The 25,643-nt window shown below is 65.7% G+C and carries 31 protein-coding genes and 1 pseudogene; 15 read left to right on the forward strand and 17 right to left on the reverse strand.

Going from position 1 to position 25,643, the window contains the following annotated elements:
* The first annotated feature begins 257 nt into the window (after positions 1–257).
* Positions 258–701: a hypothetical protein gene (locus PWF70_RS10595; RefSeq protein WP_230461930.1), complete on the forward strand. Its 444-nt coding sequence runs from the start codon at positions 258–260 to the stop codon at positions 699–701.
* 64 nt (positions 702–765) lie between these two features.
* Here PWF70_RS10595 and PWF70_RS10600 read toward each other — a convergent pair whose 3' ends face one another.
* On the reverse strand, positions 766–1,767 hold the full coding sequence (locus PWF70_RS10600; RefSeq protein ID WP_035752334.1) for an alpha/beta hydrolase: 1,002 nt from the start codon (positions 1,765–1,767) through the stop codon (positions 766–768).
* 297 nt (positions 1,768–2,064) lie between these two features.
* On the opposite strand from PWF70_RS10600, the gene PWF70_RS10605 reads away from it, so the two are divergent.
* Positions 2,065–3,441, forward strand: a complete 1,377-nt coding sequence (locus tag PWF70_RS10605) for an NAD-dependent succinate-semialdehyde dehydrogenase (protein ID WP_035752336.1) — start codon at positions 2,065–2,067, stop codon at positions 3,439–3,441.
* A gap of 149 nt (positions 3,442–3,590) precedes the next feature.
* Here the strand turns inward: PWF70_RS10605 and PWF70_RS10610 are convergent, their stop codons facing one another.
* Positions 3,591–4,064 (reverse strand): winged helix-turn-helix transcriptional regulator, encoded by a 474-nt coding sequence (locus tag PWF70_RS10610; RefSeq protein ID WP_035752544.1) that lies wholly within the window; start codon positions 4,062–4,064, stop codon positions 3,591–3,593.
* Positions 4,065–4,185: 121 nt separating this feature from the next.
* Between PWF70_RS10610 and PWF70_RS10615 the strand changes: the two genes are divergently transcribed.
* On the forward strand, positions 4,186–5,358 hold the full coding sequence (locus PWF70_RS10615; RefSeq protein WP_006357548.1) for an acetyl-CoA C-acyltransferase: 1,173 nt from the start codon (positions 4,186–4,188) through the stop codon (positions 5,356–5,358).
* Between the two features lie 22 nt (positions 5,359–5,380).
* Here the strand turns inward: PWF70_RS10615 and PWF70_RS10620 are convergent, their stop codons facing one another.
* From PWF70_RS10620 to PWF70_RS10630, 3 genes and pseudogenes are all read right to left on the reverse strand, one after another.
* The gene (locus tag PWF70_RS10620) at positions 5,381–6,127 is read right to left on the reverse strand and encodes an MBL fold metallo-hydrolase (protein WP_035752339.1); all 747 of its coding nucleotides are present in this window, start codon (positions 6,125–6,127) and stop codon (positions 5,381–5,383) included.
* 40 nt (positions 6,128–6,167) lie between these two features.
* Positions 6,168–6,380: a Rossmann-fold NAD(P)-binding domain-containing protein gene (locus PWF70_RS10625; RefSeq protein ID WP_286352997.1), complete on the reverse strand. Its 213-nt coding sequence runs from the start codon at positions 6,378–6,380 to the stop codon at positions 6,168–6,170.
* Positions 6,381–6,510: 130 nt separating this feature from the next.
* Positions 6,511–6,624: pseudogene (locus tag PWF70_RS10630) on the reverse strand (short-chain dehydrogenase); the annotation flags it as partial.
* Positions 6,625–6,717: 93 nt separating this feature from the next.
* Between PWF70_RS10630 and PWF70_RS10635 the strand changes: the two are divergent.
* Positions 6,718–7,257, forward strand: a complete 540-nt coding sequence (locus tag PWF70_RS10635; protein WP_286352977.1) for an MmyB family transcriptional regulator — start codon at positions 6,718–6,720, stop codon at positions 7,255–7,257.
* Between the two features lie 189 nt (positions 7,258–7,446).
* Positions 7,447–7,920 carry a GyrI-like domain-containing protein gene (locus tag PWF70_RS10640; RefSeq protein WP_230461931.1) on the forward strand — a complete coding sequence of 158 codons (474 nt, stop codon included), beginning with the start codon at positions 7,447–7,449 and terminating at the stop codon, positions 7,918–7,920.
* A 157-nt stretch (positions 7,921–8,077) separates the two neighbouring features.
* Here the strand turns inward: PWF70_RS10640 and PWF70_RS10645 are convergent, their stop codons facing one another.
* From PWF70_RS10645 to PWF70_RS10675, 7 genes are all read right to left on the reverse strand, one after another.
* A complete protein-coding gene (locus PWF70_RS10645; protein WP_035752344.1) occupies positions 8,078–9,229 on the reverse strand; it encodes an SRPBCC family protein in 1,152 nt (383 codons plus the stop codon).
* The gene (locus tag PWF70_RS10650) at positions 9,226–10,455 is read right to left on the reverse strand and encodes an oxygenase MpaB family protein (RefSeq protein WP_035752347.1); all 1,230 of its coding nucleotides are present in this window, start codon (positions 10,453–10,455) and stop codon (positions 9,226–9,228) included. The genes PWF70_RS10645 and PWF70_RS10650 overlap by 4 nt, the downstream gene beginning before the upstream one ends.
* 32 nt (positions 10,456–10,487) lie before the next feature.
* Positions 10,488–11,117 (reverse strand): TetR/AcrR family transcriptional regulator, encoded by a 630-nt coding sequence (locus tag PWF70_RS10655; RefSeq protein WP_035752350.1) that lies wholly within the window; start codon positions 11,115–11,117, stop codon positions 10,488–10,490.
* A gap of 105 nt (positions 11,118–11,222) precedes the next feature.
* Complete coding sequence (locus tag PWF70_RS10660) at positions 11,223–12,224, reverse strand: alpha/beta hydrolase (protein ID WP_006357554.1); 1,002 nt, start codon at positions 12,222–12,224, stop codon at positions 11,223–11,225.
* 58 nt (positions 12,225–12,282) lie between these two features.
* Entirely contained in the window at positions 12,283–13,785 is a 1,503-nt protein-coding gene (locus tag PWF70_RS10665; RefSeq protein WP_035752354.1) for an APC family permease, read from the reverse strand.
* A 128-nt stretch (positions 13,786–13,913) separates the two neighbouring features.
* Positions 13,914–14,576 (reverse strand): enoyl-CoA hydratase-related protein, encoded by a 663-nt coding sequence (locus PWF70_RS10670; protein WP_035752356.1) that lies wholly within the window; start codon positions 14,574–14,576, stop codon positions 13,914–13,916.
* A gap of 43 nt (positions 14,577–14,619) precedes the next feature.
* The gene (locus PWF70_RS10675; protein WP_035752359.1) at positions 14,620–15,243 is read right to left on the reverse strand and encodes a TetR/AcrR family transcriptional regulator; all 624 of its coding nucleotides are present in this window, start codon (positions 15,241–15,243) and stop codon (positions 14,620–14,622) included.
* A gap of 122 nt (positions 15,244–15,365) precedes the next feature.
* Here PWF70_RS10675 and PWF70_RS10680 point away from each other — a divergent pair, with 122 nt between their 5' ends.
* The 4 genes from PWF70_RS10680 (at position 15,366) to PWF70_RS10695 (ending at position 17,483) form a co-directional block, all read left to right on the forward strand.
* A complete protein-coding gene (locus PWF70_RS10680; protein ID WP_035752551.1) occupies positions 15,366–15,998 on the forward strand; it encodes an LGFP repeat-containing protein in 633 nt (210 codons plus the stop codon).
* A 22-nt stretch (positions 15,999–16,020) separates the two neighbouring features.
* Complete coding sequence (locus PWF70_RS10685) at positions 16,021–16,635, forward strand: AMIN-like domain-containing (lipo)protein (RefSeq protein ID WP_035752361.1); 615 nt, start codon at positions 16,021–16,023, stop codon at positions 16,633–16,635.
* A gap of 66 nt (positions 16,636–16,701) precedes the next feature.
* Positions 16,702–17,157: a nitroreductase/quinone reductase family protein gene (locus PWF70_RS10690; protein ID WP_035752364.1), complete on the forward strand. Its 456-nt coding sequence runs from the start codon at positions 16,702–16,704 to the stop codon at positions 17,155–17,157.
* A gap of 122 nt (positions 17,158–17,279) precedes the next feature.
* A complete protein-coding gene (locus PWF70_RS10695; RefSeq protein ID WP_230461933.1) occupies positions 17,280–17,483 on the forward strand; it encodes a hypothetical protein in 204 nt (67 codons plus the stop codon).
* A gap of 168 nt (positions 17,484–17,651) precedes the next feature.
* On the opposite strand, the gene PWF70_RS10700 is transcribed toward PWF70_RS10695, so the two are convergent.
* The gene (locus PWF70_RS10700) at positions 17,652–18,980 is read right to left on the reverse strand and encodes an oxygenase MpaB family protein (protein ID WP_035752367.1); all 1,329 of its coding nucleotides are present in this window, start codon (positions 18,978–18,980) and stop codon (positions 17,652–17,654) included.
* A 240-nt stretch (positions 18,981–19,220) separates the two neighbouring features.
* On the opposite strand from PWF70_RS10700, the gene PWF70_RS10705 reads away from it, so the two are divergent.
* Positions 19,221–19,868: an LGFP repeat-containing protein gene (locus PWF70_RS10705; protein ID WP_035752370.1), complete on the forward strand. Its 648-nt coding sequence runs from the start codon at positions 19,221–19,223 to the stop codon at positions 19,866–19,868.
* 33 nt (positions 19,869–19,901) lie between these two features.
* Here PWF70_RS10705 and PWF70_RS10710 read toward each other — a convergent pair whose 3' ends face one another.
* Entirely contained in the window at positions 19,902–20,291 is a 390-nt protein-coding gene (locus tag PWF70_RS10710) for a DUF1304 domain-containing protein (protein WP_035752373.1), read from the reverse strand.
* Between the two features lie 250 nt (positions 20,292–20,541).
* Between PWF70_RS10710 and PWF70_RS10715 the strand changes: the two genes are divergently transcribed.
* Together PWF70_RS10715 and PWF70_RS10720 are read left to right on the forward strand one after the other, a co-directional pair.
* Positions 20,542–21,375, forward strand: coding sequence for a DUF4436 family protein (locus tag PWF70_RS10715; protein ID WP_035752376.1), 834 nt, complete (start codon positions 20,542–20,544; stop codon positions 21,373–21,375).
* A 327-nt stretch (positions 21,376–21,702) separates the two neighbouring features.
* Positions 21,703–22,080 carry an SRPBCC family protein gene (locus PWF70_RS10720; RefSeq protein WP_035752553.1) on the forward strand — a complete coding sequence of 126 codons (378 nt, stop codon included), beginning with the start codon at positions 21,703–21,705 and terminating at the stop codon, positions 22,078–22,080.
* A gap of 129 nt (positions 22,081–22,209) precedes the next feature.
* On the opposite strand, the gene PWF70_RS10725 is transcribed toward PWF70_RS10720, so the two are convergent.
* Positions 22,210–22,893, reverse strand: coding sequence for a hypothetical protein (locus tag PWF70_RS10725; protein WP_051405879.1), 684 nt, complete (start codon positions 22,891–22,893; stop codon positions 22,210–22,212).
* 477 nt (positions 22,894–23,370) lie between these two features.
* Between PWF70_RS10725 and PWF70_RS10730 the strand changes: the two genes are divergently transcribed.
* Together PWF70_RS10730 and PWF70_RS10735 are read left to right on the forward strand one after the other, a co-directional pair.
* Positions 23,371–23,646: a type II toxin-antitoxin system Phd/YefM family antitoxin gene (locus tag PWF70_RS10730; RefSeq protein ID WP_055477309.1), complete on the forward strand. Its 276-nt coding sequence runs from the start codon at positions 23,371–23,373 to the stop codon at positions 23,644–23,646.
* Positions 23,643–23,933: a type II toxin-antitoxin system RelE family toxin gene (locus tag PWF70_RS10735; protein WP_286352949.1), complete on the forward strand. Its 291-nt coding sequence runs from the start codon at positions 23,643–23,645 to the stop codon at positions 23,931–23,933. The genes PWF70_RS10730 and PWF70_RS10735 overlap by 4 nt, the downstream gene beginning before the upstream one ends.
* A gap of 18 nt (positions 23,934–23,951) precedes the next feature.
* Here the strand turns inward: PWF70_RS10735 and PWF70_RS10740 are convergent, their stop codons facing one another.
* Together PWF70_RS10740 and PWF70_RS10745 are read right to left on the reverse strand one after the other, a co-directional pair.
* Positions 23,952–24,158, reverse strand: a complete 207-nt coding sequence (locus PWF70_RS10740) for a hypothetical protein (RefSeq protein WP_055477311.1) — start codon at positions 24,156–24,158, stop codon at positions 23,952–23,954.
* A 667-nt stretch (positions 24,159–24,825) separates the two neighbouring features.
* Positions 24,826–25,059, reverse strand: a complete 234-nt coding sequence (locus PWF70_RS10745; RefSeq protein ID WP_055477307.1) for a hypothetical protein — start codon at positions 25,057–25,059, stop codon at positions 24,826–24,828.
* A gap of 116 nt (positions 25,060–25,175) precedes the next feature.
* Between PWF70_RS10745 and PWF70_RS10750 the strand changes: the two genes are divergently transcribed.
* Positions 25,176–25,529, forward strand: a complete 354-nt coding sequence (locus PWF70_RS10750) for a hypothetical protein (protein WP_055477306.1) — start codon at positions 25,176–25,178, stop codon at positions 25,527–25,529.
* Positions 25,530–25,643 lie beyond the last annotated feature (114 nt).

A 25,643-nucleotide genomic window follows, 5' to 3' on the forward strand; every position in this document is an offset into this window, starting at 1 on the left:
TGAGTCACTTGGTAGGTAACTCATTGACCACTACGCGATGGCCCGCCCAACAGGGTCACCGACACGCTCAGCAGCAGCTCACCTCAGCCCCGAAACCCCACCACCTCAGGGGACTTACCCTTCATGTCAGCGAGGAATCATGGCAGAGAAGAATTCCAGTTCGAAAAAACGCCGCCAAGAGTTGAAATTGCGACGCGAGAAGAAGCGTGCGAGTGAAGACAGCTCGATCATCCGAAAACGGAAGAATGTGGGATGACGTGGATCAGAACACGCGCCTCGCAGAGGTTCTCACGTATCTCCACGACCGTTTCTCGACGCTGGCCGCGGTCGAGCGGCCGCAGTCGGAGCTCCTTCGCGGATTCCGGGCGGGCATGACGTTTGCACGTGTCTGCGTCCTCGACGAGATCACGACCGAGTCTCTCCGTCCCGACGCGTTCGTCGGCGCAGCTGTGTACTCAGGGGGTCTGCGCCGGGACTTCGACATCATCCAGGGACTGGCAGACCGGCTCGAGCGAGAGGGTCGGTGGGCCGCCGACCCCGATGACAGTGAGTTCCGGGTCGGCTACCACGCCGCGTTGGGGATCGCCCGCCATCACCTCGACGTGGCTCGCCGGACGCTCGACATCCAGGAAGCGCCGGCGGGAGTGCACCGGCCGGTCCGCAGCCGATCCCGACGAGCCGCGGCCCTCACCGCCGGATAGGCGCACCTGTGCGTGGGACGGGGCGCGAGGAGCACGTCCCACGCACGGCGCTGGTCGGATACGGTCAGCGTCGGACGCCGAGGCCCTTGGCGATGGTCGGCCACGCACGGTGGAGGTCTTGGTTCCAGTAGCCCCAGGAGTGCAGTCCGGACCTGAAGTCGTAGGTGACCTTCACGCCCGCCGCGTCGGCCCGACGCTTGAAACTCTGCGTGCACTGGAGAACGACACCTTCGAGAACACCGCCCACCGGGGAGGCGAGGCCGGCGATGCCCAGCGATGGATCGGGCAATCCGTTGCCGACGGCGACGTACATCGGCTTGCCCTTCAGTACCTCCACATGAGCGGCCGGGTTGTGGTCGTCCCACGTCGAGTGGCCCACCGGTCCCCACATGTTGTCGGGGTTACCGCCGCGGGTCGACACCGACGCGGCCGTGGCCTGACGGTATTCGGGTGAACCCTGGTCGAGGCAACCGCTGAACGCCGCGACACCGCGATAGAGGTCGGGATGGCGGACGGCGATCGACATCGCGCCCAGAGCGCCCATCGACAGTCCGCCGATGACATTGCGACCGTTGCCGTTGAAGCGCTTGTCCATCAGCGGGGGCAGTTCCTCGGTCAGGAACGTCTCCCATTTGTTCCGTCCCAGAACAGGATCGGTCTTCTGCCAGTCGGTGTAGTACGCGGCCATGCCGCCGATGGGCATGACGACGTTGACCGGTTTGTCTTCCATGAACTTCACGATGTCGGTCTGGAACGTCCAGCCGCTCTGCGTGTAGTTGGTGTAGATGCCGCCGTCGATCCCGTCGAGAAGGTACAGAGTCGGGCGGGGCTTCTCACGATCTCGGGGGAGCAGCACGCTCACCCGAACGGGTCGCTCCATGGCGGCCGAGTAGACCGTCACGGTCGAACGCGTGGGCGTCGTCGGCGACACCGACAGCACGCGCGTCACCTCACGACTCGGCGTAGTGCTCGGCGCCGCGGCGACCGATCCTCGGACGGCCAGGCTCGCGGTCATGACGACGACGCCCACGCACGCGAGTACGACGGCTCTCTGCCAGATCGACATTTCTCCCCCTACTGCTTTCCGACGGTGCGCCCCCACGCTCCGCGTCGGCGATATCCGCTCAATCATGTACTAGACGCCGCCGACCCGCCGAGGTATTGGACGAGTGTCCGCGTGTCCGCCACCTGAGCTTCGCCGAATATCGTCCGAACGGACTAGCACGACCGTCTGGAGTGGACCCTGGTGCTCGTGTTTGCGTCGAGATCGCGCGGGTACCCGTTCGTGACCAGGGCCGGCCCCATCGAGTGGGCTCATCAACGCGGCCGATCTGAACCACCGACATCGGAAGGACGGTTCTCAGTGAGCACCTACGTCACCGCGAATCCCACCACTGGCGTCACCGACCGGGAGTTCCCCGGTCTCGCCGACAACGAGATCGACGGGCTCGCGGCACGGTCGCTCGAAGCTTTCGAGAGCTGGCGGCGCACCCAGGTCGCGGAGCGTGCGGCCATCCTGTCCCGGACCGCGGATCTGTACGAGCAGCGTGCGGACGAGCTGGCGTCGACGATCACGACCGAGATGGGCAAACCGGCCAAGGAGGCGGCAGGTGAAGTGCAGCTCGCCGCCGACATCTATCGCTGGTACGCCGACCATGGCCCGGACCTGCTGGTCAGCGAGGAACTCGATCCGCAGGGCGCCGAGTCGTCGATCGTGCAGACGGCGCCGATCGGGCCGCTGCTCGGTGTGATGCCGTGGAACTACCCGTACTACCAGGTGGCCCGGTTCGCAGCTCCGAACCTGCTGGCCGGCAACACGATCGTCCTCAAGCATGCGTCGATCTGCGCGGCGTCGTCGGCGTTGATGGCGGAGATCCTGCACGATGCCGGGGTGCCGCAGGACGTGTATGCGAACGTGTACGCGAGCAGCGACCAGGTCGCGGAGCTCTTGGCGCATCCGGCCATCCGCGGGGTGTCGTTGACCGGCAGTGAGGGTGCCGGCGCCGCGGTGGCCAAGGTCGCCGCCGAGAATCTCAAGAAGTCGGTCCTCGAGCTGGGCGGCTCGGACCCGTTCATCCTGCTCGACTCCGCTGACATGGCCCGGACCACTACGATCGCCGCGCGGGCCCGGCTGTCCAACGCGGGCCAGGCCTGCAACTCGCCGAAGCGATTTATCGTGCTCGACGAGCTCTACGACGACTTCGTGCAAGGGCTGGTCGAGAAGTTCGAGGCGACGACGGTGGGGGACCCGGGCGATTCGTCGACGCGCATGGGACCGCTGTCGTCGATCTCGGCACGCGACACCGTCGCCGACCAGGTCAAGACCGCGGTGGACCAGGGTGCGACGCTGCGGACCGGCGGCGCCGCGCTCGATCGTGACGGTGCCTTTTTCCAGCCGACCGTGCTGACCGATATCACTCCGGACATGGATGCCTACGCCGAGGAGATCTTCGGCCCGGTGGCCATGGTCTACAAGGTGTCCTCGGCCGACGAGGCCGTCGCATTGGCCAATGACGTCGAGTTCGGTCTGAGCGGTTCGGTGTGGAGCACCGACACCGCGAAAGCCGAGGAGGTCGCCGACCGACTCGAAGTGGGTATGGCCTACGTGAACGAGCACGGCACCACGCTGCCGGGTCTGCCGTTCGGCGGCGTCAAGCGGTCGGGCTACGGCCGCGAACTCGGACGTTGGGGCCTGGGCGAATTCGTCAACACCAAGCTGCGGCGCACGGCAGCGAAGTAGTTCGCCGGAACCCGCGGAAGTTTGGACAAGACCGGGGGTTCCTGTAAGCGCCCCGGCCTCTGGTTCGACAAGCGGGTTACAGCACCGCGTGAACGTGAGCCCGAGACTAGCAGGTGGATTCGTCTTCCGACGAATCCGTGATCGGGTACTCATCGCCGCGAGCGGTTGACCCTCACCTCGACATCCTCGGGGTCGAGGGTCTTCTGCTCGCCGGTCACCACCCCGACGCGAACCGGATTCCGGGATGCGTCGGTGATCGTGAGCGGTGCGCCGTCGGGCTGGAGATGCTCGTTTCCCCACTGCATCAGCGACATGACGACCGGGAACAGGTCGCGGCCCATGTCGGTGAGCAGATACTCGTAACGGACCCGCTGGCCAGGCTCCTGATAGGGGACCTTCGAGAAGACGCCCGCCTCGGTCAGCTCTTTCAACCGGGCCGACGCGACCGCATCGGTGATGCCGACCCGGCGGGCGAACTGGTCGAACCGGGTCGCGCCGTAGAACGCCTCGCGCAGGATCAGGATCGCTGATCGGGTACCGACCAGCTCGACCGCCTTGGCGATCGAGCAATGCGTCGCCTCCCACCGATCTCGTTCCGCGAGCGGTCCCACCAGCTTCATCATGTGCTCCATCCTACCCTGACTTGACAAGTCCATAGTCAGGGCGTAGACCTCTGACTATGGCAGACAAAAGTCAGCCACACGGGGATCGTCGTCGACGATCCGACACCGATGGAGGTCAGACATGGCAACTGCAGTCATCGTGGACGCGGTACGCACGCCGATCGGCAAGGGGAAGCCGTCGGGCGGGCTCCACGACGTCCATCCGGTCGACTTACTCGCACACAGCCTCCGGGCGATCGTCGACCGTACTGGCCTCGATCCGGCCGAGATCGACGACGTGATCACCGGAGTCGTCAGTCAGGTGGGTGAGCAGAGTTTCAACATCGCACGGCGCGCCCTGCTGGCAGCAGGTCTTCCGGAGTCGGTGCCCGGTGTGTCGATCGACCGCCAGTGCGGCAGCGGTCAGCAGGCGATCGCATTCGCCGCCCAGGGGATCATCGCGGGCACCTACGACGTGGTCGTGGCCGCAGGGGTCGAATCGATGTCACGGGTGCCGATGGGTTCGGCCGCGGCCGGGACGTCGGACCTGAACGGTGTCGCGTTCGACGAGCGCTATCCCGACGGGCTCGTCGGGCAGGGGATCTCCGCGGAACTCATCGCCGCCCGGTGGGGAATCGCCCGCACCGCGATCGAAGAATTCTCCCTTCGGTCACACGAATTGGCGGCGCAGGCGACCAAGAACGGGATGTTCGACGACGAGCTCGCACCGATCTCCGGTCTGACCGCCGACGAGGGGATCCGGTTGGGCGGCACCCTCGAGAGTCTGGCCGCCCTGCGGCCCGCCTATTACGACGAGGCGATCGCGCGGCGATTCCCCGAGATCGACTGGAGGATCACCGCCGCCAGTGCCAGCCAGATCAGCGATGGTTCGGCCGCCGTCCTCGTCATGAGCGAGGAGAAGGCGGCGGAGCTCGGGTTGCGGCCGCGGGCACGGATCCACACCATCGCGGTCGCCGGCGACGATCCGCTCCTCATGCTCACCGCGATCATCCCGGCGACCCGAAAGGTGCTCGCGCGCAGCGGACTCGACCTCGCCGACATCGACCTGTTCGAGGTCAACGAGGCCTTCGCTCCGGTTGTCCTGGCCTGGACACAGGAGCTCGGCGTCGACCTCGACAAGGTGAACGTCAACGGCGGGGCGATCGCACTCGGTCACCCGCTGGGAGCCAGCGGTGCCCGCCTGGCGACCACCGGGCTGAACGCGCTGGAACAGCGGGGCGGACGATTCCTGCTCCAGACGATGTGTGAGGCAGGCGGTCTCGCGAACGCGACGATCTACGAACGCCTCGGCTGAGTCGCGCAGGCGCCGGTCGGTGTCAACTGTCGGTGTGGCGTGCGCGCTCGACGGCCGCCGCCACACCGTGGTGCCACGGGACGCCATGCCCGGGCAGGACGGACTTCGCGCCGGTGGCGGCGAGTGCGTCGAGTGAGTCACGGTTCCGCTCGAAGTCGGCGGTTGCCGACCCGGCGATCAGCCGGGGCCCGTGCGCCCCGGTATACGGATCGAGGGTGACCAATGCGTCGCCGGCGATGACCGCATCGCGGTCGGGAAAGTAGAGGGATACGTGGCCGAAGGTGTGCCCGGGCGTCGGGATCACCTCGGCCCCTCCCGGGAGCTCGCCGTTGTCGGCGAAGGCGGACACATGGGCTTCGTCTATTCCGCGGACCCTGAAGGCTCCGGCAAAGGCCATGCGACTGAGCAATTTCCACGACGGCGGGTTGCGCAGCGGAACTCCGACGCGCGTGGCGTTCTGGTGCGCGTACCGATAGGGATGAGCGGCGAGCCACACATCGTCGCGATGGATGTGGACCGGGATGCGCCACTGCTTGGCCAGGCGTCGTGCGGTGCCCACATGATCGAAATGCCCGTGGGTGACGATCAATGCAGACACCGCATCGACGTCGTGGCCCAGATGGTGGATCGCGTCGACCAGGGGACCGTACGAGCGGGGCAGTCCGGCGTCGACGATCACGAGTCGGTCGCCGTCCTCGACCAGGTACTGGTTGGTGTACGCGTGTTCCAGGCGATGGATTCCCGGTGCGACGTCGCGTTGGAAGACCATGCCTCAGCGTAACCCCGCCGGGACGTCCCCAAACCCGGGTTCACCAGGGGAGTAGCCCGTTTTCGTCCTGCAACGTGCCGGAGGGTCCGTCTGCCCCGATCGTTGCCAGTAGCACGACGGTGCGTGCGCTGTCCTCGACGGGTCGGCCGCCGGTCATCACGGTTCCGGTGGTCATGTCGGTGTCGGTGAAGCCCGGTTCGATTGCATTGAATTTGATGCCCGGTTCGATCTTGGAGTACTGAAGCGTGAGCATCGACGCCGCCGATTTGGACGCGGCGTAGAGCGCGGCGGTGAGCGCGGTCCGGGTTTGTCACGGCCCAGAACGATCCCATGCTGCTGGACACGGTGACGACCCGCGGGTGATCCGATTTGCGGAGGAGTGGCAGTGCCGCTTCGGCGACTCGCACGATGCCGACGGCGTTGGTGTCGAACACCCGGGAAACGGTGGGACCGTCGACGACCCAGTCGCCGGAGATCCCCGCGTTGTGCACCAGCACGTCGAGTCGCCCTTCGAGGTCATCGACTCGTGCGAGCGCCGCGGCGACCAGCCACGACGAACCCGGCGCCGTGCCCGCAAAGAGGTCGTGCCGGTGGGCATCCAGAAGCTCGTGGAGACCCTCACCCAGCCGGCGTATGTCGAGGGACGGTACTTCGACATCCTGGCCGCGAATTCGTCGGCGTCTGCGCTCTCGCCCCGGTTCTCGGTGGGACGGAACCCACTTCGGGACATGTTTCTGGAGCCGGCCGACCAAGCGCTCTACCCGGATTGGCAACACTCGACGAAATGCCTGATCGGGAACCTGCGTCGTGCGATAGGAACCGACGTCGACGACCCGCGGTTCGTCGAGTTGGTGGGCGAATTGTCCCTGGCGAGCCCGTGGTTCCGCGAGCTGTGGGCCCGGCACGACGTCAAGGCGCAGTTCGGCGCGCCCATGCAGTTCGATCACCCGACGGTCGGGGAGATGACCCTCTATCGGGAGCGGATGAGCGTCGACAGCACGCCTGGCCTCGAACTCGTTGTGTTCCACCCGGAACCGGGTAGCGCAGATGCGGAGAAGCTGTCGCTGTTGTCCTCGGCGGCGCTGCCATCGGAGGGTTCTGACGCCGGTCGCGAATGGTCGGAGCGGTGACGCGGGGCGCGCGTTCACCGGTCAGATCAGTCCGAGTTCGACGGCCCCAGCCAGGCGAGCCCGGCCGGCACGAGCGCCTCGGTACCGGTGTCGATCGAAGTCGACAAGACCTCCCGAACAGTTGACCAATGGCCCTGTGACAGGGGGCTCCGCAGAGCGATTCTGTGAGAATGCAGGACTATGAAGTGCATGGAGGAGTCCCGGACCGCCCAGGTGACAGCCGTTGCGAGGTCCACGTTGGCAGTCGAGGAGATCGGGCCCTGGCTGAACAAGACCTACGGGGACATCGATCGCGTGCTGTCGGAACGTCAGGCGGGTCCCACCGGGCCGCCCTTCGCTCGCTATCGCATGCTCGGTGAAGGCCGATTCGAGATCGAGGCAGGGTTTCCCACGACGTCGCCGATCGACCCGGTCGGCGACGTCGGGCCCTCCGAACTACCGGGCGGGCAGGTCGCCGTCACCACCCACGCCGGACCCTACGACGCGATGGAGCCGGCGTACAAGGCTCTGGAGACGTGGGTGAACGAGCACGGCGGGAAGGCCGGCGATCCCTGGGAGGTCTACTTCAGTGATCCCTCCACCGATCCGGCGGGCTGGCGAACCGAGATCGTCCAGCCCTTTCGACCCACCGAACCGGAGTTGACGGCGGGTACCGGTCGCTGAGGCCCGCAGTTCGGGCGGCGTCGTAGCGGCGACGATCCCGGGAGGGTTCGTGACCTCGAGCGTTCGGCGAATCCGCAGTGGTCCGACCGCCAGGTGACCAGAAGCGCCAGAGCCGGCAGGAGTTCGGCGATGTCGGCCCAGTAGTACGTGAGCGCGACTAGGCCGGCCCGGTTTGCGACGACGCTCGTTGCACTGCCGCTTCGAACGCTTGAACCCGGTGGCGGGACACGTCGTATCCCGTCCTGGCCAGGAGTGAGTCGCGCATCCCGGTGTTGACCCGGCCGGCGATACTCGTCCACCACGGCTTGTGACTACGGGGTAGATCCGCGAGCAAACGGTCGGAGGCGACGGTGAACACCGGTGCGAGTCGCAGGTAATCGGGACGGAACTCGCGAAGGTCACGGTCGGGGTATCGGTCCAGGTGAAGCGCGGCCAGCGCACGCGGTAGGTCGGCGTCGATGTGCGCGGCCACTCCCGCGAGGAGTCCTTTCACGACCGGCTCGTGCGGCCGGTCCGGATCGACGATCTCGCACGTCGACCACGCGACCTGCCATGCGTCCTCGACTACACCCCCGTTGCGGTAGGCGTCGAGGTTGCCGGCGTAGTACCGGTGGAAGACCGGGATCAGGGCGAGGACCCAATCAGGGTGTGTGAGGCCGAGTTCCAGTCTTCCGGTGGCCGCCTCGATCATGGTTTCGGTGACGTACTGATAGACCCTGGCGAACCACTGCTTGGGGTCGTCCGCGCCGGCGAGCTCGTCGGCGATCTCCTGCTGCAACACACGGATCTCGAGGGCTGAGGAGACGAGGTCGTCCAGGTTGTGAGCGGTCCTCCGGGGAAGTTCGTCCGGAGAGGTCAGCGTCGCCGTGTCGAGGTCTCGGGCCAGCGACTCCATCTCCGTCAGCGAGCGCTGCACCTCGCGTCGGATCTGCCAAGCCATCAGATGCGACAACGGACGGGGGAAGAGCGTCATGTCCACCGTCCACTGCACCTCGACACCCTCCGAGGTCTCGACGACGCGCTGCTCGCCCCGATGTTCCACCAGCAGCGGACCCCCGTCGTAGACCCGGTAACGGAAGGTTCGTGGGAACTCTGCGTACTCGACGACTTCGCGGAGCCGGATCCTTCCGCCGGGGAGCGTGACCATCCGCAGCGCACCGGCGGTGTCGGGACGATCCTGCGGGCCGAGTGAGATAGGAGTGATCGGCGCGGTCGACCACCGGCACATCTGGTCAGGGTCGGTGAGTAGATGCCAGGCGGCCTCCGGGGTGCAGTCGAGGTTCTGCCGGAGGGTGAAAGTGGCGGTCATGCAACGGTCTCCAGGTGTCCTTTGTCAGCGGAGTCATAACGGTTCGAGGCGATACGGCGGAGGTCGAGCCCCAATCTCGAGGTGACGAAACGGAGTTCGCGGCGGGCCACCGCGTGCTCAGAGCCGAGCAGACCGAACCAGCGTGCGATCTCCCTGGACCGGATTGCCGGCCGAGCCAGGGTCACGAGGTGGTGCATCGGTGTGGAGCGCAAACCCATTGCGGTGGCGACCTCGTCGTCAACCCATCTCGCGGACACCGATTCGAACAGAGTCCGTAGGAACGGACGCGACAGGACGTGGACGATGTCGTTCAGTGGACCAGGTAGTCCGAGGTTGGTGCGATAGCCGTCGTCGAGAAGCGCTTTGACGAGTTCCCTGGACTCCGGCGGCGGTTCCAGGCGGAAGTCCTGCGCGATCCGATCAGTGCGGCGAGCGTCGCCGAAGTTGCGGGGGAGTCGGTGCTCCTCGATTCCCATCACCCAGCCGACCCACCTCCAGAGGTGGGTCATCGCTTCCATGTCAGCGCGCGTGTAATGGATTCCGAAGTCTTTGGCGACTCGCAGCGGCAAGACGAGGAAACCTGCGGTGATGGTCAATTGGGAGTAGGTCTGATTGATCGGGACGCCCCACTGCTCGTCGTCCCAGTGGCCGTGCATGTGGAGGTGATGCCGAACCATCGCATGCACCAGCCGGATTCGTAGCGTCTCCGACCATCCGGGTTCGCCGGGGTCCATCATCCCCGGGGCGGTGGCCAGGGTGACCCATCGGCCGGTGGCGACGACGCGATCCCAGGTGCCCTCGGTCAAGCGGCCCGTGGCGACCAGCGGCCGGGTGAATCCGCGTGCCCGGTATCCGTAGATCAGTGACTGGTACAACGTGCTCGACTGGAGTGACCCGAAGCGCCACCAGGCCTCGGCACCCGCACGCGCGAGGGCGGGATCGAACCAGGAGGGAAGGTCCGTCGCCACCTCGAGGAAATGACGCAATGCGGGTGGTGCATCGGAGATCTCGGTGGGGCTGTCGAGGGCCGCGGTGATGTCCGACCATGCCCAACCCCGGCCGGAATACATCTCCGCGATCACCGCATCGGCTGCGGCGTCGCCGAGCATCAGGCCGTCGGCCATCGCGTCGACGGCGTCGGGATGCTCGGCTCTCACGTCCGTCCAGTTGCGCGCGCCGGTGATGGCGGCTGCGCGTTCGGGACTGACTGTCCACACCGAGGTCATAAAATACAGTGTGTCTTTTAGGTGGGCGTCGGTCAAGGTCTGCTGCTCGGTGCTGCGCCTCCCGCGCCTTCGAAGCCTGACCAGATGAGTCGATGCAAGTGGTCGACGAGGTCGGCACGAGGGATGCTTCGCGTTCGTGACCACCATCCGACGGCCGAGGAAACCGCTCCGACGAGGGCGTATGCCCAAGGTTCGGCGGGGGAGTCGTCTGCGCCGCGCGCCCGGAAACCGGCTCGCAGGATGTCTGCGACGGTTTCGACGATGGCACCGGGAGTGTTCTCGGCCGTCTGATCGAGCCGTCCGGTCAGTAGGTGGGCCAGCTGGGGTTCGTCGTCGAACCAGGCGGCCAGGATGTCGATGGCGGCGCGCGTCTGTTCGGCGGGATCGGCGGTTCCGCCGACGACCGAGGTGAGTCGCTCGACAATCCGTCGTGCATGTCTGGTTGCGAGCGCGTCGACCACCCCATCGCGGTCGTTGAACGCCGCGTACACCGCGGAGCGGGTGAGGCCGGCAGCTTTGGCGACTTCCGCGAGCCCGACCGCGGCGCCGGACTGGCGGATGGTCGCCTCTGCGGCGTCGAGCAACATCTCCCGTCGCGCGTCGAGGTCGACCGGGGGTCCCGGTGGTCTACCTCGACCGCGCCGGGTCGATTCTGCGGCCATCTGCACCTCCCGGTCATATCTGCGGTCCTCGTGACCTCAGGACTGCCCGGGGGACAACCCTACTCGCGCACCCGGGGGCGAAGGGGCGGCCAGATCGGTCGAGCCCTACTCGCTGCGAAGCCTGTCGAGGTCGGTCGTGGCCACGACGGAGAGGCGGTCCAGGATCTGCTCGTACGCAGGAGATCGTCGATGCACCAGCGAGGTGTGGGTTTCGCCGGCCACCAGGTGCAACTCGGCGCTGCCGCCCGCCGCCCGGACTGCGGCGGTGTAGTGCCGCGAGTTGTCCGGGTCGACGTCGTCGTCGGCGAGACCGTGGAAGAGGATCACCGGCATTGCGGGATCCAGGTTCTGGATCGGGTCCACCGATGCGTACCGATCGGGCACCTGTTCCGGTGTGCCGCCGAGGATCTGCTTGATGACCCGTCCGTTGCCGTGGTTCACGGCGTAACGCATGTCCAAGGGGCCGGAGATGGAAACCACTCGGGATGGGCCGAATGCCGGACGTGAGCCCACTTCATCGTCGTCGAGGCGGTGTCGCGTGCCTGCCCAGACGGCCAATTGCGCACCGGCACTGTGGCCGATCACCAGCTCGTCGTCGATGCTGAGTTGAGGATGTGCCTCGGCAATCGCGGGTACGTGGTCCAGTGCGCGGGCCACGTCGTGGAAGGTCGTCGGCCAGCCGCCGCCCGTGCCTACGCGGCGATACTCGACGTTGTAGACGGCGAGTCCGCGGGCGGCGAGATCACGGGCCATGTCGTCGAACTGCTCTGCGCCGGCGCGACTCTCCCAGCCGCCGCCGTGAATGATGGTGACGAGAGGAACGGTTCCGTCCCCGTGGTCGCCCGCGGGTAGGTACAGGTTGGCCCAGTTCTCGGCCGGGTCGGCGTCGGCGGGATCGAGATACTCGATGCGTTCGATGTCGATTCCGTCGGAACCCTGCGGGACCGGCGGAGCTGCGGTGGGCGCGTGGGTGGTCTCGGTTGCCGCCGTGGACGAGGGCTGCGGGGATTCGCCGGAATCGGTGGAACATCCGGCGGATCCGACGACGAACACAGCCGCTGCGGCTGTTGCGATCAAATGATGTACGCGCACGCCGAATTCAATCATGCCGGCGGCGGTCTCGGGGTGGGGAAATCGTGACCGAAACCGCGGGCGCCCGGCCGGATCAGACCTCGGCGTCCTGAGGGTCGGGGTCGGTACGACGGTCGGTGTCGGAGAACACGTCCTGTCCGGGTTCGCTGTCGAGGACTTCCCGCCGGAACATCAGCATGAAGCCGAAATACAGACAGCCGACCAGGATCAGCCCGCCCACGATGATCATGGGGACGGTCGCGTCGATGGGGGAGAGCAGGATGACGACAGCACACACCGACCACACCAGGGCGGCCACGGCCACCGGCAACTCGAACCGACCGAGGTCGAAGGCACCGCGCTTGCGGTCCAGGCGTTTGCGGACGGCCAGATAGAGAATGACGACGAGTCCGTAGGTGATCGCGGGGAAAAGAGTGCCCGCGGTGATGAGTTCGATCAGCGCGTCGCCCGGCAGCACGATCATCACGACGATCCCGATGACCAACGGGAGCACGGTGGCCGGGATCGGGGTCTGGGACCGCTTGTTGACCCGTCGCATCACCTGATGCGCCGGGAACCGCCCGTCACGCGACATCGCGAACACCATGCGTGCACACGACGTCAGCGACACCAGTCCGCCGCCGAAGAATGCGATCGCGATCACCACCAACAGGATTCGCTCCATCGGAGCTCCGAACTGATCCCGCATGATGGTCGCCACCGGCGATTCCGACGCGGTCACCTTGGTGATGTCGTCGATCGCCACGGTCAGTCCGATGAGGAACAGCATTCCCAGGATTCCGGCCGCTGCGACCGAGCCGACGATGGCCCGCGGCACCGTGCGGTGCGGATCCTTGGCCTCCTCAGCCATGTTCGCCGCGGAGTCGAAGCCCACCAGTGTTGCCAGGCCGACGATCATCACGGCCATCAAGCCGCCGCCGAAGGCGAAGTATTCTGTTGAATCCGCTGCGACGCCACGTGATCCGAGGTTGGCGGCCGAACCGTCGCCGGTCACGGCGACCGCCACCAGCAGCGCGACCACCAGCAACACCACGATCGTCACCTCGACGCCCACTGCCAGCGAGTTGATCAGCCCGACGAGTCGGGTCGATGCGATCGCGAGCGCCGCTTGCACCAGCAGAATCACGACGGTGAGGATGCGGGCGGTCTGCTCGTCGGGGGTCATGTTGAACAATGGCATCAGGCACTGGCTGGCCATCGCGAAGTCGATTGCCATGAGTCCCACAACGAGGTAACAGAAGGTCAGCCAGCCGAAAATCCAACCCACGCGAGGGTTGGCGAGCCGAGACGCCCACTGGTACGACGATCCACTGAGCGGGATGCGGGCGGCGAACTGGGCGATGACCAACGCCACCAGCATCTGACCGGCCAGCGCGATCAGCCAGGTCCAGATGCCCACCGGGCCCGCGTTGTTCAGCAACATGCCGTAGGTGCCGAAGATCCCGACGGCGACGGAGATGAACGCGAACGATACGGCGAACACCTGGAACGAGCCGAGCGTGCGTTTGAGCTCTGGGGTGTAGCCGAACTCGGCGGACACCTCGTTCGCATCACTGTGGGATGACTGATTGCTCATCTGGCCTCCGCCGCTCAGGTCAGATCAAACCTAGACAGCGACGGTCACGAACGACGCAAAACGCCGAAACGTCCTCCGGTCGGCCTACGCGGTGAACGGGTGCACGAACAGCGAGGGCCTCGGACAGGTCAGTGTGTGTGGCCCTCACGCAACACTTCGGTGACCGAGCGGAACATCGTGGACTTGATGGCGCCGAGGGTGTTCGAGTCCTTGCCGACGAGCGGCTTGAGCCGATCGAGCGCGCTGGAGACGATGGCGTGCTCGTCGGCCACCGAGTCGGCCAGTCCGACTGCGACCGCTTCCGGTCCGGCGTAACGGTGTCCGGTGGTCATGGCGGTCAGTGCGGCCTGGGGTGTCAGCTTGGCCTGGATGAGCGCAGCCATGCCGGGGGTGAACGGGATTCGGATGTCGACCTCGGGGAAGCAGTAGTAGCCACGATCTTCACGCATCACGCGATAGTCGTGAGCGAGGGCGAACATGGCGCCGGCGCCGAACGCATGACCGTTGACCCCGGCCACTGTCGGCAGCGGGAAGTTCAACAGCCGGGCGAAGAGTTCCTGCACCTGTCCGACGTAGGAGTCGGCCTTGTCGCCGTTGGCGAGGAGCCAGTCGAGGTCGAGTCCGTTGGAGTAGAACTTGCCCGAGCCCACGGTCACCAGACCGCGGGCGTCGGATTCGACCTTGTCGAGATGGGTGCTGACTGACTCGAGAAAGCGGGGGGAGAAACGGTTTTCGTCCTCGCCGAGGATCAGGACTGCGATGTCGTCGTGGAATTCCAGTGTTGCGGTCATGTTCGGTTCCTTGTCCGTGGAGAGTTGTTGTCGCAGCGGCTGATCAGTTGGTTCCAGGAGGGGCGAGTGACAGCACGGCGCGGACGGCCGCGGCGAGGCGTTCGCGGACCGCGGCGTCGGCGGTACGTCGGCCGCGGAGAAGGAGGGCGGTCGGGAGCTCGACGACGCAATCTCTGATGACCTCCACCGTCTGGCGGTCGGTGCGTCCCCAGACCGCGTGCGCCAGCGTCCGGAACAGGTCGACGAGAGCTTGATCGAGGTCCCGGAGTTCATCGGCCAGATCGTCGGGTAGATCGGCGTTCCCGAGTAGTTCGCTTCGGTCCACGGTGAGCAGGAATCGCCCGGACAGGGGCTGATCGAGAGCGAAGCGCGCCGGGGCGTCGGCGGCAACGACGACCGCCTCGACGGCGATGTCCCGGCCCCGCCCGGAGTCGAGGGTCGCCTCCACTGCCTCGCGTTGCGCGGTCAGGAAACGCTGTGCGGCGCGCAGCCATACCCGCCCGACGAGACCCGCTCGCGAGCCGAAGGCGTGATAGATCGCACCGTTGGACACTGCCGTCGACTCTGAGAGGGCTCGCACCGTGACTGCAGCAGCGCCCGATTGGACCGCCAGCGCCTCGGCGGCATCGAGCAACTGCTCGAGGTCATGAGTTCTGGGCCGGGGCACGAGAAAACGGTAACAGAGCAGTTGCTCTGTTACCCGCTGTGATCCCCGCCATGCGACTGATTCGTGACGACGCTCGTGAGCTGCCCTAACGATGTACCCGTTGCATCCGTATGATCACGCCCATGTCTGGTCTCTCGTCCCTGATTCGACGCGCCTCACGTGACACCCGCCCCGCCGCCGGCCGTAACCGGTCGCGGTTTGCCTCGGTGGGACTGGCGATCCTGGCCACCGCGATGTCTCTCGTCGTTCTCGCTCCGAACGCCCAGGCCGATCGGGTGATCAACGGGATCGTCGTCGGCGGGAAGATCGAGGAGGCCTACTCCAAGACCGGCGGTTTCTGGAAGTGGGGCGCACCGACCGGTCCCGAACGGGCGTCCGCCAAGCGTGGCCGGTACCAAACCTTTTCCCGCGACGTGTCGTTCTACTGGCACCCGACGGTCGACGCCGGAACGGCTCATCAGGTCGGCGGCGCGATCCGGACTCGCTGGCAGAAGATCGGCGCCGAGCGCGGCGCGCTGGGCTTCCCCACGACCAACGAGTACAAGTCGGGCAAGGGGCGGACCAGCGACTTCCAGGGCGGCACGATCACCTGGTCCAAGAACGGCGGCGCCCAGATCGTCTGGGGCGGGATCTTGCAGAAGTGGCGCGCGCAGGGGGCCGCGAAGGGGTACTACGGCGTTCCGCTCGGCGGCGAGTACCGCATCGGCAGCCGCTTTGCCCAGGACTTCCAGAACGGCACCATCTTCTGGCCCTGATCCCCGGGTAGCGTGGGCGCTCATGATGCGTGTGCGCGCCGCGGTGGTCCTGGTCGCCGCTGCTCTCGTCGTTGCGGGCTGTTCGGCTGCCGACGGTGAGCGTGACAGTGACGTCGGTGTCGCCCCGACGGTGACCGAGACGGTGACGTCGACGCCGCCGTCCGAGACCGGTTCGACGGCGTCCGATGTGCCGACCGATGGCGAGAGCGCCGGTCCGAAGACCGCGCCCGCAGGTGAGGGCGCTCGACTAACCGTCACCGACATCCGTACCGGCTCGCACGACGGATTCGATCGGGTCGTCTACGAGCTCGGGGGCAGCGGCCGGCCCGGTTGGCGCGTCGCCTATGTCGACGAGGCGCTCCAGGACGGAAGCGGCTTCCCGGTCGATGTCGCGGGTGGAGCGATCCTGGAAGTCCAGATCACCGGGTCGGCGTACCCCTTCGACAGCGGGGTCGAGCCGTATGCCGGTCCCGATCCGATTCGTGCACAGCCAGGCGGGTCGGTGGTGGAGGTGCGGGGCGCGCTCGTATTCGAAGGTGTCACACAGTCTTTCATCGGGGTGTCGGAACGCGGAGCTCCTTTCACCGTCGACGTGCTGACCAACCCGACGCGACTCGTCATCGACGTGCAGCGCTGACCGCCGGTGTACCCGCCGCCGTAAACCTAGTACGGTGTACGGAGTAAGGCGCCGGAAGGAGCGAGCATGCCCACGTCACCGCGAACTGTCACGCCGCCGCGCTGGCTCAAGCCGATGAACAAGGTGTTCCTGTTCCTGCAACGCTTCGGTGGGATGAAGGAGTTGCCGGTCCTGATCGTGCCCGGCAGAAAGAGCGGGAAGCCTCGGCGGACGCCGCTGACCGTCGTCGCCGTGGACGGGGGCCGCTACCTCCTCGAAGGATTCCCCGGGGCCGACTGGGCTCGCAACGTCCGCGCCGCCGACGGGCTGGCGCAGCTGTCGATTCGCGGGGACGTGACCGATGTCCGTCTTGTCGAACTGCCCGCCGACCAGGCGGTGCCGGTACTCCGCGCCTGGCCTGAACTGTCGGGCAGTGACGGACCGAAGATGATGAAGGATGCCGGCGTGGTCACCGACGTCACCCCGGACGCTTTCGCCGCCGTTGCGGGACGCTGTGGGGTGTTCCGAATCGACCCCCGCTGACCCGCGCCGCCGGGCTGTGGTGACCTTCGGTCGCCGACGACGGCGATGCGATGTTTACCGATACGAACGAATGGCTATATTCCCTCCCGGTCAACGTATCGGAACACCAGGAGGAACGACGCATGGTCGCACTCATCGTGGGACTGTTCGCCCCAGTGGGGCTCACGGTGTTCACTGTCGGCATGGATCGTTTCCAGCGCCGCATGGAGTATCCCGGCGGCAATCGGCGACGCGACTCGCTCGACACGGCGTCGGAGGCCGGCGCCACGACGCCATGTCCCGACCAACTCCCGCGTGCGGAACCGGCAGTCCTGAAACTCGCCTGACTTCGGTTTTGTTGGTACCGGTTCTCGAGATGGCCGACTGTGGCGCGCCGGCGGCGGAAGTCTGACGGCCGAAGGGGTGCCCCCGGTGCTCTGGCGATGAAGCCTCTGCAAGTCGTCCGGTATCGGTCGCCCCGGCACCGCTGACCGGCCGCCCTGTGCACGGGTCCGTCAGTGTGCGTATTCACGGGAATCGGTTGTGTACTCAGGGATTCCGTAGTCGTCGAGGCGCCTCCTGACGAGTTCGGTGATGTATTGATCGGCGAGATTCTGCAGAACCGGGAGTTTGCCGGCGATGCGGACCGCGGCGAACCGGCCGGTCAACCACGGCGCGGTCGCGGCTGCACGCGCGAGGTCGGCGATCGAGAGGTCGACGCCCATGTCGGCAGCCTTCCTGAGGTTTCCCTCGCAGAAGGCGGCCGCGAAAGCGAGCTTGCTGTAGCTCTTTTCGACGGCGTCGGCTACACGGTCGAAGGGGCTCTCCGTTGGGCGCAGGTAGGCGTCCATCGTGGAGCTGACGAGTTTGCGGCAGTCGTCGTCGTAGCCGTGGCGCAGGGTTGCGGCCCGCGCGTTGAACAGGTCGACGATCTCCTGCGCGGAACCGGGCAGCAGTTCCTCGGGGAGTCCGAGCAGGAACCCGCGGTAGCGATGGAACTCGACCATCGCCCGCTCGTCGTAAGGGAGTTCACGGTTGGCCCTGACTGCCTTGTCTGCCTTCTGATAAGGGCCGATCATGCCTGCGGGGAACTGGTCGATCTGGGGGACCGGCAGGCCGTAGATCCTGGTGTCCCAAGTTCGTTTCCTGCTGTTGCCGTGGCCGGTCCGCTGCAATGCATTGAACCGGACCATCGAATGCATCAGGCGCACCATCACGGTCGCCTCGAAGCCCGGACCGAAACGCCTGAGACCGCCCGGTAGCGCCGTGACCGCGAAGTAGGCGGTGGTCTCGTTGACACGGTGTGCGGCTCGGGTGCCCGACAGCGCGCCGGTGATCGTCATCGGCAGCGCCGCATAGCTGTTGGTGAAGGTCGCGAGGAATGCGCCCCGGGTCATGAAGGGTGACACGAGCGCGGCATACAGACGGGAGTATGCGGCGCCGTCGTCGATGAGATCGAAGTCGATCCAGTCGGGCTTCTCCTGCATCACGGCGATGAGTTCGCCGATCTCCGGGGGAGCGTCCGGAACATTCTCCGCGCCCGCGCGGCATACGCGTCGAACGAGACTCACGAGTTCGGAGACCGGATACTGCGCAGACAGTGCAGCCACCCGATCGGCGGGCACGTCGGCCAGAAACGTCGATGTGTGGACCAGTTCCATCAGACGCGGGTCGTTCAAATACTTGCTGCGATCGCCCAATCGACTCGGCAGCGCAGACTCGACATCGGGGTCGGTGGTGAAACGTTCCGGGGTCGTGTCGAAGTCGAAGTCGCCATACAGCTCGGGCAACTCGTCGGCCTGCCGTGCGACCCGCTCCGCCAGTTCTGGGTAGTAGTGCGCCATCCCGACCTCTCAGTCACCGTCGACGAGTCATTGCTCTCATCGCCATTGGAGCAGGTCTGGCGACCTGCCATGACCGATTTGGGACATTGCATCGAAAACGTCTCACCTGGTGACATGGCATCGAATCGTGTCCGCCTACGATGAGGACCTGCCGACGTGGGGCGTCGAGCCGCTAGACTCCGACACGACACTGGTTCGCGCGTACCGGATTCGCTACGTGTCGATGTCCGAGAGGAAAACATGACGCGTGTGGCTCTCCGTCTTGCCAACCTTGCTGCTGGAATGTTCGTCGTCGCGCTGATCGCTGCCGGCTGCGGTGGTGCCGACGCGAACGACACGTCATCGAAGGCATCATCGGCCGAGGCTTCCGTCTCCCCGTCAGACGCCGACGATCGGACGGTTGCGGAGACCAGCACCCCGGGGACGCCCGCTACGGTGACGATCACGGGGGTGGACGACGTCGCGGTGACTCTGGTCGGCCCGCTCGCAGTCAAATACGCGGCGGCGACCGACGCCCAGAAGCGGGCCATCGGCATACCGCTGACCGGGGATCACAATGCCGGAACCCGAGACAGCGGCGTCGTGTACCAGCAATTCCAACGCGGCGTGATCATCGCGAAGAACGCCAACCCCGGGACACCCGCGTATATCGTCACCTCGGGAAAGATCCGGGATGCATGGAATACCGAACGTGCCCCGGACGGCGTGCCTTTACTCACCGGCAAGAACGGCTCGGCCGGGCCGCTCGGTGTGCCCACGAGCGACGTGACCACCGACGGTGACCTCGAAGTGGTGACTTTCGAGTACGGCACCATCTCGGAGAACACAGCAACCGGCGACGTCATCGTGACGGTCAACGGCAAGGTCGTTCCGTCGGGCCTGAAGTGAGCGGCGGCTGCGTAGGCGAGGAGTTCGCCGGGTTCAGACGATCAGGCCGACGGCGAGCGCGATCACTGCGAGCGAGGGAACCACGCCCTGCTTGAGTGCGGCCGCGATCTTGTCGGGGCTCGAAAGCGCCAGAACCAATGCCGCAGCGACCATCGACGCGGTGCCCGTGAAGACCAGCGTCGCCCCGACGGCGTCAGATCCAATGGCGTACAACACGATTCCGACGAACACCGCGATCGCGAGGAACAGGTTGTAGAACCCCTGGTTGAAAGCGAGTTCCTTCTGAACTGTCGCTTCCTCCACCGTCCCGGTGCCGAACGTCGCGCGGGCGCGCTCGCTCGTCCAGGCGATGGATTCCAGATAGAAGATGAGGACGTGGAGGAGCCCCGCGACCGCGGCGAGTACCAAACCTGCGATGACCATTGTGAACTCCTCACGCGTGCTCGCTTCGTCGGAAGTAGTGCGTTCCGACCAGTGTGCCACTGGGGCGCCTCCTCGGAACCGCTGCGCCCGCCGCGGGATCTTGCCCGGAATAGTCGGTTGCTGCTGCTGACGTGCTCTGCATTCCGAATTCCACCCGGCCCGGAGCGGTATTGGCGTGCACCCATAGACTTTCCGGCAGCCGGCGCCTGCTTACGGCCGCCGAACGGGAGATGAGCGTGGAGGCTGGAGTATGGCGGAGACCGGTAGAAGATTCTCGTGGGTTGTGGCGCTGGCGATCGTGGTCGGCCTGATGATCGCCTATGTCTCCGTCCTGGTGGTCTACGCCAAAGGTGGAACCGATGACGGTGCGGAAGCAAGTAGACCAGTGGCGAACGGCGTCGTGGTGTACCTCGATATCAACACGGTCAACGGCGCCGACTTCGAGGTGGCCGGCACCGTCTCGATCGATGCCGGTGGTGATCTGCTCGATGGTCGAGGCGACCTCAAACAGGATCTGACCGTAGACGTTTCGCCGACGGTCTCCGACACCGAGCTGACGTTCCCCGCCGGTACACGCCCCGGGGTTCTGCCGGTGTCGTTGTACAGCGACGGCGACATCCGGCTCTGGCCGTTCGACAGATACGTCGCGGAGTCGGTGACGGTACAGGCGTTCGGTCCGAACGATGCCGCGTTGCCGACAGAGGTCGTGCTGATCGACTCGCTGATCGGCTGGGACATCAAAGCCGGGGACACCGTCGCCGGCGGAAAGGCGTTCCCGGTCACCTCGTCCAGGGCGGCCGCATCGCTGGCCTTTGATCTCGCGTTGTGCGCGATGCTGGTCGTTCTGCCGATCTGCACCCTGTTCGTCTCGATCCAGACGGTCCGCCACCGCAAGGCGTTTCAGCCTCCGATGGTGACCTGGTTCGCCGTGATGCTGTTTGCCGTGCTACCCCTGCGCAACATCTTCCCCGGTTCGCCCCCGTTCGGATCATGGGTCGACTACTCGGTGGTTCTCTGGGTCCTCGGTGGTCTCGTCGCGTCGCTCGCGCTGTATGTCGTCGCGTGGTGGAAACAGGCTCCCTGATCCGGGGCACGTTGAAACGCGCGTAGCCTTTGCGGGTCCTCCCGGGATTGCGGTGACGACGCCTGGCGCACCCTACTCGCGCAACCCAGATGGACGGCCACGTCCGGGAGTGGCGACGAGTGCCGTCCCGACCACGTTCTGCGACGATGGTTCGATGTTGCGTAACACCTTCGACCACGGCAGTCCTGCACCGCGGGGGCGGAAACGGCCGCTGCAAGACGTCGCCTGGGCGCGGGAGCTGTTCGGTCGGGCCGAACGATGAGATGTCCGGCGACTCCAGCGTCGCTGATGTCGGCTCTGCGGGTCCGCACTTCGTTCCGCCACGGCATGCCGACGACCGAATTGCGGATGAACCTGCCCCCCGAAGCGGTGTGGGCAACGATCACCGATGTGAACGCCTGGCCGAGATGGGGGCCCACTGTCACAGGGGCACGCGTGAACGGAGACGTCGAGTTGGCTTCCGGGGCACGTGGGACGATCACGACTATCGCTGGGGTGCCGCTGCCTTTCGAGGTCACCGAGTTCGTGGATGGACGGTTGTGGGCCTGGAAGGTGGCAGGTGCGAACGCGACGCGGCACGAGGTGATTCCGGTGGCGGGCGGCTGCGTTCTCAGCTTCGGCGCGCCGGTCTGGGCGGCGGCGTATCTGCCGGTAATGGCCTTCGCGTTGCCGCGCATCGAAGGGATCGCGGCGCGTCTGGAATAGGGGAGGGGCCGTGGTGTCAGGGTCGCGTGCGCTGGGCCTGGTATTCGACCATTTCTTGGGAGAGGAGTTGGCGTATTCGTGGATTGTGACTGCACGCGACCGCGAGGAGTGTCAAGAGTATCCAGCTGCTCAGTGCGCTGGCAACGACCACGACGAAGGCTGCGGTGTCGCCGCCGGTGATGTGGTCGCCGGCGCTGTGGCGGCCCAGAACCGCCAGTAGATCATGAGGTTGACCGTGAGCCCGATCCCGTAGGACAGTGCGAAGGACAGCAGATACGGGACCCAGGTGCCGTCGCGCAGGCGAGCCGAGAAGGGCTCTTGGCGTAGAGGGAAGACCACCGAGAGTACGTTGCCCACTCCCAGCCAGATGAAGACCATCGTGATGAACTGGTCGACCATCGCGATGGGGTTGGTGCCGGCGGTGAGGGAGAGCACGGCCATCACCGGCGTGCCGGCCGCCGTCACCAGGACCGCCATTGCGAGATTCTTGACGATCAGCAATTGCCAAAGGCGTTGACCACCTGCCGGGCGGCGGCGTACTCGGCTGGCTTCGAAGCGCAGAGCGTTGGTGCACACCACGCTTCCGACGATCACCGAGAACACATACAGGGTCAGTGATGCGGCGTCGTCGTCCCGTCTCCATCCCAGGGTGTGGTAACTCACCACCAGCGCCGCGCTCAGAGCCAGGGTGATGGCGATACGCAGCAGTATCGAACGCGGTTGCCCGGCGACTATGTGACGTATTTCGGCAATGACGTCGCGGCCCAGCCCTGGGAGGGAGTCGGTGAACCTGAGTGCGGCGATTCGGCTCATGGCTCGTCGGTTGGGCGTGGGCGTCGGTATCCCGGCTGCCCGCGCCGCCGCCAGAGTCGCTTGAGCGACAGCAATGTTGGCCAGAGACGCTGCGATCACGGCGTCGGCCGTCGCTTGATGTGCCGTGGGTGCTGTGCCGGAGTCGGCCACGACTGCGAGCACAGTGTTTTCGGCGCGTTGGGTCCAGAGAGGTGAAGCCCCCTCTGCGGCAATGTCTTTGATCGGGCCATCGGCGAGCCGACTAGGACGTCGGGATCTTCGCCTCAATGGCCGTTCCAACCCAACGATGCAGGAATGCGCGTAGTGCCTCTGGCGAACGAGGAGGGTCGCCGGGGTCGACGAGGAGTGACTGGACGAATCGGAGCATGACCTCGAGTTCGCGGATGATGCAACTCGCTACCGACTACTTGACATAATTACTATTATCGGCTAAAAACGAGGCTAGTGGAAGGCTAGTATTGCGGCTATCATGTAGCCATGACGACAGTGCCACTCGGTGAAGCTAAGGACAAGCTCTCCGCGCTGGTCGACAGCGCCGAGAGCACGCACGACATCATCACGATCACCAAGCACGGCAAACCCGCCGCGGTGCTGATGTCGGCCGACGACCTCGAATCGCTGCACGAGACGATCTACTGGCTCTCACGCGCCGGCGTCCGCGACGACGTCGCTACCGCAGACGCCGAGTACGCGGCCGGTGAGACCGTCTCCATCGACGACCTGCGCGCCGAACACGGCATGCCGCCGAAATGAGCGACGCTCCGACAGACTCGTCCGCCCCGTACCGGGTTGACGTCGCATCCCCAGCTCGACGCGACCTTCAACGACTCCCATCCCGGATCGTCCACGCCGTCATCGAATTCATCTCCGGGCCGCTCGCCGAGAACCCCCACCGGCTTAGCAAGCCGCTGCGCGACGACCTCGCAGACCTTCACAGCGCCCGCCGCGGCGATTATCGCATCCTGCTCCGCATCGACGACCCCAACCACACCATCGTCATTGTCAGAATCGACCACCGAGCCCACGCCTACCGCACCTGAGTCTGGTGCGTTGAATTCTCAACCGACCCGGCGGTACTTCCTGTGCATTGCCTGCTTCGTCGTTCCAAGGAGCGTGCCGATCTCTGCCCACGACAGTCCTGCCAGGCGTGCCCGCCGCACCGCGACTTCCTCCTCGCGGGCAATCTCCCGTCGCCAATCTGCGACTCGGGAAAGCTGCTCGATTGGTGTCTCGTCGTCGTCGCCGCGGTCCAGTCCAGTCCTCATGCAGACCAGCGTGCCCGTGTCTCCGCGATCCGTCAACATTGGTTGACGGAAACCAGTTTGAATCACTGCTCGTCGTCAGTACCCGCATTCCTGGGCTGTCGACCAGCTCTAAGACCTCATCATCGCGCTGCAACGCCAGGTCAGCATGATCATCGCCGCCTCAAGACCACTTGTAGTGGTGACGATGGAGTGATCGTAAGCGGAACACGCACTATCCATCACCGCTGTGCGAGCTGTCAGCCTCGCCATCGGTGCTATCCGGGGGTCCCGAGCGACGGTCCGGCCAGTTGGAAGGGTCGGGCAGCAAGCTGCGATCACCACCGAAGGCATCGCCGAGCCCGAAACCGCCATTGCGAATGGCCATATCCAGTCCTGAAGACTTCCACAACCTGGAAGCCACGTCATCGAAAGCTCCAGGGTTGGTCTTGCTTAGCGACAGCAACGCGTCGTTCAGAGCACCCTCTTAGCGAAGAATGCCTGTGCGGCGACGACTCCGACTGCGAACGAGCTGCAGCACGAATGGCCGAGGCCCACCTGCCTAACGCCCACCAGCTCCTGACGATGCTCGCCGACACCCTCGGCTACAGCCTCACCAAGCGGTAAGTAGGAACGAAGCCTCCCGCTGCCCGGACATCCCAGGCAGCGGGAGGCTTTCGCTCATACGTGGTTATGCCTGCGTGAGGCGGTCCTCGCGCTCGCGGACCAGTCGCACGATCCCCTGGAACACGCGGTACCCGCGTGCCCGCTGGTACCCGCTCACCGCTCGGTCGTACACCGCCGCGACCGGAAGGGTCTCCGACTCCAGACCGCGGTCCTCGACCAGCTCCTCGTAGATCGAGTTGAACGGAGCGATCCAGTTGTTCAGGCGGCGATCGGGACCGTAGTCGCCCAGCCGGTACACCGACTCCCGCGAGACGAACCCGCCGTTGCGGATGAGATTTTCGCGCTAAACAAGTTCTCTTACGAACCGGCCCTCGGTGCCATAGATTGAGCCGGGACTCACCGTAAGGTGGGTCGATGGTAGCCACTTTCGCCGTATCGCGTGCAGGCAAGGCCCAGGTCGTCGCCGCCGCTATCATCGGCTTCGTAGTCGGGATGTTCGTCGTGATCCCGCTCGCCCATCTGACACGGAGCTGGCTGGGCTTGTCGGAACCCACCGCCGCGCCCCTGGATGCACCGGTGGACAGGCCGCTCATCGCCACGTACTGGGTTCCGTGGTTGCTGGCATGGGCGGTGCTACTCCTTCCCGGGATCGCGGTTATGCTCCCGGCACGCACCCGTTGGGCTGGCTGGGCGTACTCGCTCGCGGCTGGCGTAACGGCCGGAGTGATCGCGCTACTCGGGGCATGGACCGATTGGGGCTTGGGATAGACCTTGTCGATCAGGACTGCTTCTTGCAACTCGCCCTAGTTCAACACGTCCCGTTACCAGTTGAAAAATGCTGGGGGACAGGGCTTTAGCTAGCCAGATAGACATAGGCCCGTC

Source organism: Gordonia sp. Swx-4 (genome assembly GCF_030316175.1).
Lineage (GTDB): Bacteria > Actinomycetota > Actinomycetes > Mycobacteriales > Mycobacteriaceae > Gordonia > Gordonia alkanivorans.

Coding starts and splice junctions, on each gene's coding strand:
- PWF70_RS10680 (WP_035752551.1), top strand. CDS start 15,366: ATGTCTGGTCTCTCGTCCCTGATTCGACGCGCCTCACGTGACACCCGC.
- PWF70_RS10645 (WP_035752344.1), bottom strand. CDS start 9,229: ATGACCGCCACTTTCACCCTCCGGCAGAACCTCGACTGCACCCCGGAG.
- PWF70_RS10710 (WP_035752373.1), bottom strand. CDS start 20,291: ATGGTCATCGCAGGTTTGGTACTCGCCGCGGTCGCGGGGCTCCTCCAC.
- PWF70_RS10665 (WP_035752354.1), bottom strand. CDS start 13,785: ATGAGCAATCAGTCATCCCACAGTGATGCGAACGAGGTGTCCGCCGAG.
- PWF70_RS10600 (WP_035752334.1), bottom strand. CDS start 1,767: ATGTCGATCTGGCAGAGAGCCGTCGTACTCGCGTGCGTGGGCGTCGTC.
- PWF70_RS10740 (WP_055477311.1), bottom strand. CDS start 24,158: ATGAGGACTGGACTGGACCGCGGCGACGACGACGAGACACCAATCGAG.
- PWF70_RS10660 (WP_006357554.1), bottom strand. CDS start 12,224: ATGATTGAATTCGGCGTGCGCGTACATCATTTGATCGCAACAGCCGCA.
- PWF70_RS10715 (WP_035752376.1), top strand. CDS start 20,542: ATGGCGGAGACCGGTAGAAGATTCTCGTGGGTTGTGGCGCTGGCGATC.
- PWF70_RS10640 (WP_230461931.1), top strand. CDS start 7,447: ATGGAGGAGTCCCGGACCGCCCAGGTGACAGCCGTTGCGAGGTCCACG.
- PWF70_RS10700 (WP_035752367.1), bottom strand. CDS start 18,980: ATGGCGCACTACTACCCAGAACTGGCGGAGCGGGTCGCACGGCAGGCC.
- PWF70_RS10685 (WP_035752361.1), top strand. CDS start 16,021: ATGATGCGTGTGCGCGCCGCGGTGGTCCTGGTCGCCGCTGCTCTCGTC.
- PWF70_RS10615 (WP_006357548.1), top strand. CDS start 4,186: ATGGCAACTGCAGTCATCGTGGACGCGGTACGCACGCCGATCGGCAAG.
- PWF70_RS10720 (WP_035752553.1), top strand. CDS start 21,703: ATGCCGACGACCGAATTGCGGATGAACCTGCCCCCCGAAGCGGTGTGG.
- PWF70_RS10730 (WP_055477309.1), top strand. CDS start 23,371: ATGACGACAGTGCCACTCGGTGAAGCTAAGGACAAGCTCTCCGCGCTG.
- PWF70_RS10625 (WP_286352997.1), bottom strand. CDS start 6,380: ATGCTCACGCTTCAGTACTCCAAGATCGAACCGGGCATCAAATTCAAT.
- PWF70_RS10655 (WP_035752350.1), bottom strand. CDS start 11,117: ATGGCCGCAGAATCGACCCGGCGCGGTCGAGGTAGACCACCGGGACCC.
- PWF70_RS10735 (WP_286352949.1), top strand. CDS start 23,643: ATGAGCGACGCTCCGACAGACTCGTCCGCCCCGTACCGGGTTGACGTC.
- PWF70_RS10695 (WP_230461933.1), top strand. CDS start 17,280: ATGGTCGCACTCATCGTGGGACTGTTCGCCCCAGTGGGGCTCACGGTG.
- PWF70_RS10650 (WP_035752347.1), bottom strand. CDS start 10,455: ATGACCTCGGTGTGGACAGTCAGTCCCGAACGCGCAGCCGCCATCACC.
- PWF70_RS10750 (WP_055477306.1), top strand. CDS start 25,176: ATGGTAGCCACTTTCGCCGTATCGCGTGCAGGCAAGGCCCAGGTCGTC.
- PWF70_RS10670 (WP_035752356.1), bottom strand. CDS start 14,576: ATGACCGCAACACTGGAATTCCACGACGACATCGCAGTCCTGATCCTC.
- PWF70_RS10690 (WP_035752364.1), top strand. CDS start 16,702: ATGCCCACGTCACCGCGAACTGTCACGCCGCCGCGCTGGCTCAAGCCG.
- PWF70_RS10705 (WP_035752370.1), top strand. CDS start 19,221: ATGACGCGTGTGGCTCTCCGTCTTGCCAACCTTGCTGCTGGAATGTTC.
- PWF70_RS10610 (WP_035752544.1), bottom strand. CDS start 4,064: ATGATGAAGCTGGTGGGACCGCTCGCGGAACGAGATCGGTGGGAGGCG.
- PWF70_RS10725 (WP_051405879.1), bottom strand. CDS start 22,893: ATGAGCCGAATCGCCGCACTCAGGTTCACCGACTCCCTCCCAGGGCTG.
- PWF70_RS10620 (WP_035752339.1), bottom strand. CDS start 6,127: ATGGTCTTCCAACGCGACGTCGCACCGGGAATCCATCGCCTGGAACAC.